Source organism: Micromonospora sp. NPDC049799, assembly GCF_040656655.1.
GTDB lineage: Bacteria > Actinomycetota > Actinomycetes > Mycobacteriales > Micromonosporaceae > Micromonospora.
This window is the reverse complement of sequence record NZ_JBFAMU010000124.1, coordinates 1-11,909: the sequence shown is the minus strand read 5'-3', so window position 1 is coordinate 11,909 and position 11,909 is coordinate 1. Positions and strand designations below refer to the sequence as shown.

Annotated in this window: 10 protein-coding genes and 1 pseudogene; 4 read left to right on the top strand and 7 right to left on the bottom strand. The window is 74.0% G+C overall.

Going from position 1 to position 11,909, the window contains the following annotated elements; translation table 11 throughout:
• The 3 genes from AB0I76_RS12520 to AB0I76_RS12510 all read left to right on the top strand — a co-directional run.
• Positions 1-1,505 (top strand): ABC transporter permease (locus AB0I76_RS12520; RefSeq protein WP_357033872.1); only part of this gene is annotated, 1,505 nt, incomplete at its 5' end.
• A 60-nt stretch (positions 1,506-1,565) separates the two neighbouring features.
• Positions 1,566-2,066, top strand: coding sequence for a nitroreductase/quinone reductase family protein (locus tag AB0I76_RS12515; RefSeq protein ID WP_357033870.1), 501 nt, complete (start codon positions 1,566-1,568; stop codon positions 2,064-2,066).
• Positions 2,067-2,111: 45 nt separating this feature from the next.
• Entirely contained in the window at positions 2,112-2,843 is a 732-nt protein-coding gene (locus AB0I76_RS12510; protein ID WP_357033868.1) for a nucleotidyltransferase domain-containing protein, read from the top strand.
• Between the two features lie 7 nt (positions 2,844-2,850).
• Here the strand turns inward: AB0I76_RS12510 and AB0I76_RS12505 are convergent, their stop codons facing one another.
• Both AB0I76_RS12505 and map read right to left on the bottom strand, forming a co-directional pair.
• A complete protein-coding gene (locus AB0I76_RS12505) occupies positions 2,851-3,564 on the bottom strand; it encodes a VIT1/CCC1 transporter family protein (RefSeq protein ID WP_357033866.1) in 714 nt (237 codons plus the stop codon).
• Positions 3,561-4,418: a type I methionyl aminopeptidase gene (gene map, locus AB0I76_RS12500; protein ID WP_357033864.1), complete on the bottom strand. Its 858-nt coding sequence runs from the start codon at positions 4,416-4,418 to the stop codon at positions 3,561-3,563. The genes AB0I76_RS12505 and map overlap by 4 nt, the downstream gene beginning before the upstream one ends.
• Before the next feature lie 95 nt (positions 4,419-4,513).
• Here map and AB0I76_RS12495 point away from each other — a divergent pair, with 95 nt between their 5' ends.
• Complete coding sequence (locus AB0I76_RS12495) at positions 4,514-4,828, top strand: STAS domain-containing protein (protein WP_357033862.1); 315 nt, start codon at positions 4,514-4,516, stop codon at positions 4,826-4,828.
• Between the two features lie 45 nt (positions 4,829-4,873).
• Here AB0I76_RS12495 and AB0I76_RS12490 read toward each other — a convergent pair whose 3' ends face one another.
• The 5 genes and pseudogenes from AB0I76_RS12490 to AB0I76_RS12470 all read right to left on the bottom strand — a co-directional run.
• Entirely contained in the window at positions 4,874-8,581 is a 3,708-nt protein-coding gene (locus AB0I76_RS12490; RefSeq protein WP_357033860.1) for a SpoIIE family protein phosphatase, read from the bottom strand.
• A 269-nt stretch (positions 8,582-8,850) separates the two neighbouring features.
• Complete coding sequence (locus AB0I76_RS12485; RefSeq protein ID WP_357033858.1) at positions 8,851-9,588, bottom strand: gamma-glutamyl-gamma-aminobutyrate hydrolase family protein; 738 nt, start codon at positions 9,586-9,588, stop codon at positions 8,851-8,853.
• Positions 9,585-10,352, bottom strand: coding sequence for a 3-oxoacyl-ACP reductase (locus AB0I76_RS12480; RefSeq protein WP_357033856.1), 768 nt, complete (start codon positions 10,350-10,352; stop codon positions 9,585-9,587). The genes AB0I76_RS12485 and AB0I76_RS12480 overlap by 4 nt, the downstream gene beginning before the upstream one ends.
• A 5-nt stretch (positions 10,353-10,357) precedes the next feature.
• Positions 10,358-11,713, bottom strand: coding sequence for an aldehyde dehydrogenase family protein (locus AB0I76_RS12475; protein WP_357033874.1), 1,356 nt, complete (start codon positions 11,711-11,713; stop codon positions 10,358-10,360).
• A gap of 96 nt (positions 11,714-11,809) precedes the next feature.
• Positions 11,810-11,905 (bottom strand): annotated as a pseudogene (locus AB0I76_RS12470) (hypothetical protein); the annotation flags it as partial.
• Positions 11,906-11,909 lie beyond the last annotated feature (4 nt).

The following is an 11,909-nucleotide window of genomic DNA, read 5'->3' as shown; positions in this document are numbered from 1 at the left end:
CGCCGTCAGGGAATGCGCCACCTCCCGCGCCTACTACGAGAAGAAACGCGCCGAAGGCAAACACCACCGCCATCGCGGCGCTCGTCGCGGTCGGTGCCGGCATCGCCGCCGTCGGCGCGAACCGGACGTCGCCGACGGTGGTCCTCGCCGGCCTGGTCCTCGGCGAACTCGGCCTGGTCTGCGCCACCCCGGCGCTGGTGGGGCTGATCGCCCGCCTCGGCCACGCCCTGCCGGTGGCGCTCCGGATCGCCCTGCGCGACGCCAGCCGCAACCGGTCCTCGGCCGCCCCGGCCATCTCGGCGGTGATGGCGGCGGTGGCCGCGAGCGTCGCCCTCGGCGCCTACATCGCCAGCGAGGACGCCCGCGACGCGCGGATGTACGAGCCGAGCCTGCCGGCCGGGAGCGTGCTCGTGGGCCGGACGGACCCGAGGGACCCGACCGGCCCGCCCGACCACGACCGGGTCGTCGAGGCGGCCCGGCAACACCTGGGCGGCGCGGTGACTCCGGTACCCGTGGTGGCGGCCAGGTGCGCGACCGGCAGCGCGGCGTGCCAGGTGCTGCCGGTCCTGCCGCCGGACCGGGCCTGCCCGTGGTTTCCGGGGGTCGAGCTGAGCGAGGGCGACCGCCGACGGGCCCGGGCGGACGAGCGCTGCCGGGGCGGCCCGGACGACGTCTACGGGGCCTACTTCGAGGTGACCGTGGACGACGGCGGATCCCTGCCGATCCTCGTCGGAGCGGATCCGTCCGCGACGGCGGCTGCCACGGCCGTGCTGCGGGCCGGAGGGGCGGTGGTGACCGATCCGCGCTACGTGGTCGACGGGCGGTTGACGGTCGGCGTGAACCGCACGGTCGACCCGGAGGTGACGACCAGCGACACCACCACCGTCACCGGGTACGCGTTGGACGTGGACCTCGTGGTGCCACGCCTCGTGCTCTCCCTTCCGGCCGCCGAACGGCTGGGCCTGACCCCGCGGCACACGGGGTGGGCGTTCACCGCCGACGGCGTGACCGACCCGGAGCGACGGAACCGGTTCGCCACCGCGCTCCGGCCGGTCGGCGGGGTGCATGTGACGGTCGAGGGTGGCGACCCGCAGACCCCCGTCCGCCCCTTCCTGCTCCTGCTGGCCGTGGCGGCCGGGGTGATCGCCGTGGGCGCCACCGGCGCGGCCACCGGCCTCGCGGCTGCCGAGGGCCGCGCCGACCTGTCCACCCTCGCGGCGGTCGGTGCCGGACCGGGCGTACGCCGGGTCCTCTCCCTCTGCCAGGCCGGGGTGATCGCCGTGGTCGGCTCGCTGCTCGGGATCCTCGCCGGCCTGGGAACGGCCCTGATCATCCTGACCGCCGTCAACCGTCACCACGCCGGCACCTGGCCGGTCGAGCCCGCGTTCCCGCTGGTGGTCCCGTGGAGCACGCTCGGCGTCCTGGTCGTGGTGCCGCTGGTCGCCATGCTCGGCGCCGGCCTGTTCACCCGTTCCCGGCTGCCGGTCGAGCGCCGTCTCGACTGAGGTCGGGAGATCACCGGTCCGGGGGTGCCGCGCGGGGCGGCCAGCCGGCACACTGACTCCGTGTCCGTACTGGGAACCCTCACCCGCCGCGTCGGTCACCACCGCTGGTTCGGCGCCGCCGCCCGCCTGCTCGTTCCCGCCGACCGGATGGTCGGCCGGCTCACCCGGGGTCGGGTGGTCGCCCTGGGGCTCATTCCCTCGCTGGTCATCACGACCACCGGCCGCCGCTCCGGCCTGCCGCGCAGCAACCCGCTGCTGTACGTGCCGGACGGCGACGCGTACGTGGTGATCGGCTCGAACTGGGGCCAGACGCACCAGCCCGGGTGGGCCATGAACCTGCTCGCCGACCCGACCGCCGAGGTGGACGTCAAGGGGCGCCGGCTCCCGGTACGCGCCGAGGTGGCCAGCGGCGCCGAACGGGAACGGCTGTGGCAGCTCCTGGTCAGCGAGTGGCCCGCCTACCGCACGTACGTCGAGCGGGCCGGCGGCCGGGAGATCCGCATCTTCCGGCTGGTGCCGACCGGGCGCGGCGTGCCGGCCGGACCGGACGGCCGTGACTAGGGTCTGTGTCGAAGTCCTCGGTCGAGCCGACGTGAGGTGAGCGGCGTGGACGTGCGGGACGGGGCCGACGAGACGTACCTCGACGATCCACGGTGGACGGTGGCGGAACGGGTCGCCAACGCCGCACAGCGGCGTTTCCCCGCCGACGTGCTGGCCGTGGCGGTGCACGGCCCGCTGGCCCACGGCGACGACGACGGCGGTGGCGACGGTGAGGTCGGGCTGCTGGTGGTGACCTACCGGCCGGGCGGCGGACCGCCCGCGTCGACCCGGCGGGTCGACGGTGTCCTGGTCGACCTGACCGTGACGGCCGCGGACGACTACCTCCGGCAGGCACAGGTGATCACGGCACTGTGGCCGCTGACCGCCGACCGGTACGTCACCACCCGGGCCCTGCACGACCCGACCGGCTGGCTGCGGACGCTGCGTGACGAGCACCTCGGCCGGCTGGCCCGGGCGCGACCGGCCGAGTTCAGCACCGCCGCCCGCCGGGCCTGGTACCGGGGCAGCGCGGCGCATGCCCGGGCCGCCCGGCTGGCCGAGTGGTACGAGACCGACCAGGCGCTGCTGATGCTCGGCGAGGCACGGCTGGCCGCGGCGACGGTGCACGGCCTGCTCAGCCGCACCTACTTCCGCGACCCCGGTGACGCGGTACGGCGTACCGGGCTGGCCGGCGCGGACATGACCGAGGTGGGCGCGGTGCTCGCCCGCCAGGCCGAGGAACTGGCCGCCCGGGGCCGCCCGGTGGACGGCACCGTCGACGACCTGCTCGACGGCTGACCGGCGCCTACAGCCCGCCCTGGACGCCGATCAGGGCGCCGATCCCGTACGTGGCGGCGGCGGCCAGCGCGCCGAGCAGCAGCTGACGCAGACCGCTGAGCAGCCAGGACCGGGCGGTGAAGCGGGCGACGACGGCACCGGCGACGAACAGGCCCACCCCGCCGACGGCCAGCGCCAGCCACAGGCTGGTCGCGCCGAACAGGTACGTCAGCAGCGGCACCAGGGCACCGACGGAGAAGAACAGGAACGACGAGATCGCGGCCGCCCACGGGCTGGGCTGGTCGTCGGGGTCGACGCCCAGTTCCTCCCGGACGTGGACCCGCAGGGCCTCCTCCGGGTTGCGCCGCACCGCCTGGGCGACCTGCATGGCGAGGTCCTGCGGGAGGCCCCGCGCCACCCACGCCTCGGCGAGCTCACGCGCCTCCGCCTCCGGGTGCCGCTCCAGCTCCCGCCGCTCCTTGGCCACCTCGGCGGCGACCTGCTCGTTGGCCGACCGGACGCTCGTGTACTCCCCCAGGCCCATCGAGATCGCGCCGGCCACCAGGCCCGCGGTGCCGGTGAGCACGATGCTGCGGGGCGAGACACCGCCGCCGCCCACGCCCGCGATCAGGGCGATGTTGGTGACCAGACCGTCCATCGCGCCGAACACCGCCGGACGCAGCCAGCCGCCGGACACGTCCGCGTGGTGCGCCTCCCGCAGCGCCGCCGGGGTGTCGGTCACGGCAGGGTCAGAATCTCGTGGCCGTCCTCGGTCACCACGATCGTGTGCTCGAACTGCGCGGTCCACTTCCGGTCCTTGGTCACCACGGTCCACCCGTCGTCCCACATGTCGTACTGGTAGGTGCCGAGGGTGATCATCGGCTCGATGGTGAACGTCATGCCCGGTTCCATGACGTCGGTGGGCCGCGGGCTGTCGTAGTGCGGCACGAAGAGCCCGCTGTGGAAGGCCTCCCCGATGCCGTGCCCGGTGAAGTCCCGGACCACGCCGTAGCCGAAGCGCTTCGCGTACGACTCGATCACGCGGCCGATCACGTTGATCTGGCGACCGGGCGCGACCGCCCGGATGCCGCGCATCATCGCCTCGTGGGTGCGCTCGACCAGCAGCCGCGCCTCCTCGCTCACCTCGCCCACGCAGAAGGTGGCGTCGGTGTCGCCGTGCACCCCGTCGAGGTAGGCCGTGACGTCCACGTTGATGATGTCGCCGTCCTGCAGCACGGTGGAGTCCGGGATGCCGTGGCAGATCACCTCGTTGAGGCTGGTGCAGCAGGACTTGGGGAAGCCCTTGTAGCCCAGCGTCGACGGGTACGCGCCGTGGTCGCAGAGGAACTCGTGCACCACCCGGTCGATCTCGTCGGTGGTCACACCCGGCTTGCAGTACTCCCCGGCGAGCTGGGTGGCGCGCGCCGCGAGCCGTCCGGCGACGCGCATCTTCTCGATGGTTTCCGCCGTCTGCACGTGCGAGCCACGCCACTGGCGGGGACGTGACTTGCCCACGTACTCCGGTCGCGGGATGTGGGCGGGCACAGGCCGCCACGGGGAGAGCGTGCCTGGGGTCAGCGGCGCACGGACGGTCATGACACAAGCCTATCGCCGGCCATCCGGGTGACCCGCGCCACCGCCCGCCGCCGGCGGTTGTTGCCCAGCCAGGTCCGCTGTGCCATGGTGTCTCCGTGGATCAAGGGGGCGCACCTCCCGTCTTCTCCGCCAGCGCGGAGCTCGACGGTGATCACCTCCGTGTCGTGGTGACCGGCGAGGTGGACATGGCCACCGCCGACACGATGCTGCAGACCGCCCTGCGGGAGCCGGCCCGGCGGGTCACGCTCGACCTGCGCGCGGTCACCTTCTTCGACTCGGCCGCCATCCACGCCGTCGTACGGCTCGCCCAGCAGTTCCCCGGCACGCTCGACGTGCTGCCGTCACGCCAGGTCGGTCGGGTGCTGGAGATCTCCGGCCTGGGCGACCAGGCCTGGCTCCGCGCCGTCTGACCGGTCCGCGCGCGCCGGCCCGGCCGACCGCCGCCGGGGTCCGGCTCAGTCGCGCAGCCGCCGGCGCAACGTCACGTCCGTCCCCTGCTCGGTACGACGGACCGACAGTTCCCCCAACGCCCGGATCAGCGAGAGCCCGCGCCCCCGGAAGCCGGTGCCGGTGGACTCCCGCCACCGGCCGGTGTCCCGCACCGTGGCCACCACGGTCCGGTCCTCGATGGTCACCTCGACGCTGATCGTCGGCTCGACCGGGTCGACCGGGTGCTCGATGGCGTTGGCGGCGGCCTCGGAGACCGCCACGGTGAGGTCGAACAGGTCGGTCTCGCCGACGGCGTGCGCCACGAGGAAGCCTTCCAGCCGCTTGCGCAGCACGCTCAGCCGGGTCGGGTCGGCGGGCAGCCGCAGCGCGAACCGGTTGAGTTCGGCGGCCTCCAGGGCGAGCACCGCCACGTCGTCGCGCAGGGGCCGCCCGGCGACGCGTTCCACGACCGCGTCGACCAGATCCGCCACGTGGTCGCCGTAGCCCGCCGCGTCGGACCGCAACTGCGCCAGCGCCTCGTCGATGCCCTGCTGCCGGTCCTCGATCAGGCCGTCGGTGAAGAGCAACAGCCGGCTTCCCGGTGTCAGCTCCCCCTCGACCGTCCGGTAGGTGGCGTCCGGGATCGCCCCGACCGGCGGGCCGAGGGCTCGGTCGTGCAGGAACGCCACGTCGTCTCCTCGGATCAGAAGTGGGGACGGGTGGCCGGCGCTGGCATACCGCAGCCGGCCGGTACGGGGGCTGAAACAGAGGCACACGACCGTGGCGAAGGACCGACCCTCGGTGGACCCGACGAGCCGGTTGAGCCGGGTCAGTGACGCGCCGGGGTCGAAGCCCTCCAGGATGTACGCCCGCAGCGCGTTGCGGAGCTGACCCATCGCGGCGGCGGCCCGGACGCCCTTGCCGACCACGTCGCCGATCACCAGCACCAGCTCGTCGTCGGCGAGCGCCACGACGTCGTACCAGTCGCCGCCCACCTCCACGTCGGCGCTGCCCGGCAGGTAGCGGCTGGCCACCACCGCGCCGGGCAGCTGCGGCAGCGAGCGGGGCAGCAGGCTGTGCTGGAGCGTGGTGGCGATGCGGTGCTCGGCCTCGTAGAGCTGGGCGTTCTCCAGCCGTACGCCGACCAGTCGGGCCAGTTGGGTGAGGGCCGCCTCGTCGGTGTCCGCGCCGTCACACTCCGATCGCCAGACCCGCAGCTCGCCGAGCTGCTCCCCGGCGGTGCCGGTCAGCGGCAGCACCAGAGACGGCTCGATGGAGGTGATGCCGCCGCCGTCGGCCTCGTACCGCGCTCCGGTGGAGTCGACCACGACCCGGGCCGCCTCGGCCAGGTTCAGCGCGTGCCGCGCGGCGACCTGGAGCACGTCGGCGGTGGAGCGGGCGGTGTTGACCGCGACCGCCGCGTCGGCCAGCGCGCGCAGCCGGCGGATGATCTGGCCACGCAGCTGGCCCAGCTCGACGTTCGCGCGGACCCGGGCGATCAGCTCCTGGCCGGAGAAGGGCTTGGTGAGGTAGTCGTCCGCGCCCGCCGAGAGGCCGGCGACCGCCTCGGCCGAGCCGGCCCGGGCGGAGAGCAGCACGATCGGCACGTGCCGGGTCCGCGGGTCCGTGCGCAGCGCCGCGACCAGGCCGAATCCGTCCAGCCGGGGCATCATCACGTCGGTCAGCACCAGGTCGAAGGGGCTCTCGACGGCGAGCCGCAGCGCCTCCAGCCCGTCGGCGGCCGTCACGACCTCCCAGGACGGGGCGAGCAGCCGGGTGACGTGCGCGCGCAGGTCGACGTTGTCGTCGGCGACGAGGATCCGCCCGGACGGGGCGGACGCCGCACCGAGGGTCTCGGGACGCCCGGCGCCGTCGGCTCCGGCGGCCCCTTCGGCACCGGCCCCGGTCCGCTCGTCGTCGGTCCAGAACGCGGTCTCCGCGACGTACAGGTCGGCCTGCGCCAGCTCGTGCCCGCCCGCGGAGGAGACGTCGCTCACCCGGTCGGCCGGCAGGTGCGCGGAGCCGAACGGCAGGGTCACCGTGAAGGTGCTGCCCTCGTCGACCCGGCTGGTCACGTCGACCCGACCGCCGTGCATCTCGACCAGTTCCCGCACCAGCGCCAGGCCGATCCCGGTGCCCTCGTGCGTCCGCGAGCGCACCCCGGGCACCCGGTGGAAGCGTTCGAAGACGTGCGGCAGCTCCTCCGCGACGATGCCCACGCCGGTGTCGGTGACCTCCAGCCGGGCCAACCCGTCGACCACCCGCACGCCCACCCGGATCTCCCCGTCGAAGGTGAACTTCACCGCGTTCGACACCAGGTTGAGGACGATCTTCTCCCACATGTCGCGGTCCACGTGGACCGGCGAGGGCAGCGGCGGGCAGTCCACCGTCAGTCGCAGGCCGGCCCGCTCGATGGCGGACCGGAACGTGCTGGCCAGCCGGGCGGTGTAGCCGGCCAGGTCGGTTGGCTGGTAACGGGCGGCGAGCCGGCCGGACTCCAGGCGGGAGAAGTCGAGGACCGTGTTGACCAGCTTCAGCAGCCGCAGCGCGTTGCGGTGCATCATGGTCAGCCGATCCGTGTACGCCACAGGCAGCACCGGATCGGCGAGCAGGTCCTCCAGCGGGCCGAGCACCAGGGTGAGCGGGGTCCGGAACTCGTGGCTGATGTTGGCGAAGAAGTTGGTCTTCGCCCGGTCCAGCGCGGCCAGTTCCGCGGCCCGGGCCCGCTCCTGCTCGTACGCCAACTGCTTGCCGACGGCCCGGGAGAGCTGCGCGGCGGCCAGGTCGAAGAAGTTGCGGTAGTCGTCGGTGAGCGCGAGCCGGCGGGAGACACCCATCACCAGCGTGCCCACCGTCTCGTTGGCGGCCGTGATCGGCAGCACGAGGGCCCGATCGTCGGCGTCCGGGGGGACGGCGTCGACCAGGTCGGTCGCGGCGACGGTGGCGGTCGCGCCGTCGACCGCGATCTCGGTGAGCAGCACCGGCGACGGCACGACGACGGTGCCCGGGCCGAGGCCGCTGGAACCGGCGAGGCCGAAGCCGCCGTCGGCGTCCCGCAGGTAGATCAACGCGAAGGGCACGTCCGCCCGGTGCCGGTCGAACACCTGCGCCGCGGACCGGCCCAGCTCGGCGGTGCTGCCCACCTCCGCGAGCTCGCCGCCCAGCTCGGCCAGGGCGCGCAGCCGGCGCTCGCCGAGCACCCGCCCGGTGGTCTCGGAGACGATGCAGAAGACGCCGTTGACGCTGCCGTCGAGGTCCCGGACGGGGTCGTACGAGACGTCGAAGTAGACGTCCTCGAGGAAGCCGTACCGGTCGATGACGAACGGGTGGTCCTCGCCGTGGTACGGCTCCCCGGTGCGGCGGACGCCCTCCAGCACCGGCCCCAGCACGTCCCAGGTCTCCACCCAGTGCTCCCGCGCGGGCTGCCCGATCACCGCGGGATGCTTGGTGCCGATCGTGGGGAGGTAGGCGTCGTTGTAGAAGGTGAGATGGTCCGGGCCCCAGAACATCGCGATCTGCGACCGCGAGGCGAGCATCGTGCTGACCGCGTGGCACAGCGCCGAGGGCCAGGAGTCCGGGGTGCCGAGCGAGGTGGTCGACCAGTCGAAGGCCCGCAGCCGCCCGCCCATCTCGCCGCCACCGGCGAAGGCCGCGGCGAGCAGCGGCGGCAGATCCCGGTCACCGGCGCCGAGGGAAGGTCTTCCCCGCTCCGCGCCCTGCTGGGCCGAGCTCATGCAGCCTCCCGCTCCGGCCATGTCCACCCCCCGGCTCGATCGTGACCCGGGCACGTCCCGCCGAGATCGATCGGGCGTGACCGCCTTCTACCCGGACGGACCAGCAACGTAACGCATATGGCGCGGGATGCGCTGCTTACCTCCGCCTCATCGGGACGTCACCCACCCGCAACGTGCCGGCCGATCGACCACCCCGGCGTCTGTGCGGACCGGATACGCGCGATCGCCCGGACGACAGTGTGATGTGGAGCACAGGGCCCTGCTGGGGCCTACGCCCGCCCCACCTCCGACCGGTGCCCGGCAGGTCGCCGGTCGGTCCACTCGCGGGCGGCGTCCACCAGGGCCGCGATCGGCCGGGGGTCCGGCTCGTTCTCCGGGTGCCACTGCACCCCGAGGAGGAAGGGCCGGTCCGGGTCCTCCAGCGCCTCCACCACCCCGTCGTCGGACCAGCCGGTCACGGTGAGCCGGCCAGGGTCGGCGACCGCCTGGTGGTGGTACGAGTTGACCCGGTCCGCCCCGGCCATCACCCGCCCGGCCAGGCTGCCCGCGGCGAAGCGCACCGGGTGCTCCCCGTACTCGCCAGGGGCCGGGCGGTGCCGGTCGTGCCCGACCAGGTCGGGCAGGTGCTGGTGCAGGGCGCCGCCGGTGGCGACCGCGAGCAGCTGCATCCCCCGGCAGACCCCGAGCACCGGCAGGTCGGTGGCGAGCGCACCGGTGACCAGCGTCAGCTCACCGGCGTCCCGGACCGGGCGGCTCTCGGTGCGGGGGGCGGGAAGCTGGCCGTACCGTGCCGGGTCGACGTCGGCGCCGCCGGCCAGCAACAGCCCGTCGACGACCTCCAGCACGTCGGGCTCCCGGTCGTCGGGCGGCAGCACCACGGCCCGCCCGCCCGCCGTGGTCACCGCCCGGACGTACGCCTCCGGAACCAGCACCGCCGGCACGTCCCGCCACGCCGCCCAGCTCGCCGGCTCGACGTACGCGGTGATGCCGATGACAGGCCTTTTCATAGGGGCGTGACGTACGCGCCGGTGATGCCCCCATCCACCACGAACTGCGCGGCCGTCATGAACGACGAGTCGTCGCTGGCCAGGAAGGCGACCGCGGCGGCGATCTCCTCCGGCTCCCCGAACCGCCCCATCGGCACGTGCACCAGCCGGCGCGCGGCCCGCTCCGGATCGGCCGCGAAGAGTTCCAGCAGCAGGGGCGTGGCGACCGGGCCGGGGCAGAGCGCGTTGACCCGGATGCCCTCCCGGGCGAACTGCACCCCCAGCTCCCGGGTCATCGCCAGCACCCCGCCCTTGCTGGCGGTGTACGCGATCTGCGAGGTCGCCGCCCCCATCAGGGCCACGAACGACGCGGTGTTGATGATCGAGCCCCTCCCCTGCCGCCGCATGTGCGGGATGACGTGCTTGCAGCAGAGGTAGACGCTGGTGGTGTTGACCCGCAGGACGCGCTCCCAGGCGTCCAGGCCCGTCTCCAGGATGGAGTCGTCGTCCGGCGGCGAGATGCCGGCGTTGTTGAAGGCGACATCCACCCGCCCGTGCCGGGCGACGACCCCGTCGAAGAGGTCCCGCACGGCCGCCTCGTCGGCGACGTCGGTCGCGACGAACTCGCCGCCCACCTCGTCGGCGGCCCGCTCGCCCGCCCCGGTGTCGATGTCGACGCAGACCACCCGCGCCCCCTCCGCCGCGAACCGCCGTACGGTGGCCAGCCCGATCCCGCTGCCCGCACCGGTCACCACGGCGACCCGGTCCTCCAGACGTCCCTGCACGTTGCTCACTCCTCCGTGGCGATGAAGACGTTCTTGACGTCGGTGAAGGCGTGCAGCGCGTCCGGCCCCAGTTCGCGGCCGAGCCCGGAGCGCTTCATCCCGCCGAACGGGGTCCAGTACCGCACCGAGGAGTGCGAGTTGACGCTGAGGTTGCCGGACTCGACCGCCCGCGCCACCCGGATCGCCCGGCCCACGTCCCGCGTCCAGATCGAGCCGGACAGCCCGTACTCGGTGTCGTTGGCGAGCCGGACCGCCTCGGCCTCGTCGTCGAACGGCAGCACCGAGACGACCGGGCCGAAGACCTCCTCCCGCCAGTGCCGGTCCGCGGGTGAGTCGGCGAGGAGGACCGTCGGGGCGTACCAGAAGCCGGGGCCGTCCGGGCGGGAGCCGGTGAACGCGACGGTCGCGTCGTCGACGTAGCCGGCGACCCGGTCGCGCTGGCCTGCCGAGATCAGCGGGCCCATCTCGGCGGTCTCGGCGGCCGGGTCCTCCACCCGCAGGGCGCGCACGGCCGGTTCGAGCAGCTCCAGGAAGCGGTCGTACACCGGTCGCTGGACCAGGATCCGGGAGCGGGCGCAGCAGTCCTGGCCGGCGTTGTCGAACACGGCGTACGGCGCGGTGGCCGCCGCCTTCGCCAGGTCCGCGTCGGCGAAGACCAGGTTGGCGCTCTTGCCGCCCAGCTCCAGCGTCACCCGCTTCACCTGGGCGGCGCAGCCGGCCATGATCCGGGTGCCGACCTCGGTGGAACCGGTGAAGCACACCTTGCGGACGGCGGGGTGGGTGACGAACCGCTCCCCCACCACGCTTCCCGCGCCGGGCAGCACGGTGAACACGTCCTCCGGAAGGCCGGCCTCGCGGGCCAGCTCGGCCAGCCGCAGGGCGGTGAGCGGAGTCAACTCGGCGGGCTTGAGCACGACCGTGTTGCCCGCCGCCAGGGCGGGAGCGAAGCCCCAGGCCGCGATCGGCATCGGGAAGTTCCACGGGACGATCACCCCGACCACGCCGAGCGGCTCGTGGAAGGTGACGTCGAGGCCCCCCGGCACGGGGATCTGCCGGCCGGTCAGCCGCTCCGGCGCACCCGCGTAGTAGTCGAGCACGTCGCGGACGTTGCCCGCCTCCCAGCGCGCGTTGCCGACGGTGTGCCCGGAGTTGCGAACCTCCAGCGCCGCCAACTCCTCGACGTGGTCGTCGACCACGGCCGCGAACCGCCGCAGCAACCGGGCCCGGTCCCCCGGCGCGACGTTCCGCCACGACTCGTACGCCCGCGCCGCCCGCCCGATGGCCGCGTCGGTCTCCCCGAGCGAGGTCGCCGCAACGCGCGCGACAACCTCCCCCGTGGCCGGGTTCACCACGTCCGTCACGCCACACCCCTGCGATCTTGCACTTCCGGTCGCTGATTCATGACGGTACGCGGCATTCGCACCGGCAGAAAGTGCAAGATCGCGGAGTGGGGCGGGGGTGGCGCCGACCTGGCCGTCCATCATCCCGGACGGCCCGACCATCCCGACCCCGGCGGCGGCCTGGGCCACCGCCATCTCGGCGTACGCGGCCAGGGTC

Excerpts from the sequence above, each read along its gene's own strand:
- map (WP_357033864.1), bottom strand. The coding sequence starts at position 4,418 with ATGACCGTCCGTGCGCCGCTGACCCCAGGCACGCTCTCCCCGTGGCGG.
- AB0I76_RS12490 (WP_357033860.1), bottom strand. The coding sequence starts at position 8,581 with ATGAGCTCGGCCCAGCAGGGCGCGGAGCGGGGAAGACCTTCCCTCGGC.
- AB0I76_RS12485 (WP_357033858.1), bottom strand. The coding sequence starts at position 9,588 with ATGAAAAGGCCTGTCATCGGCATCACCGCGTACGTCGAGCCGGCGAGC.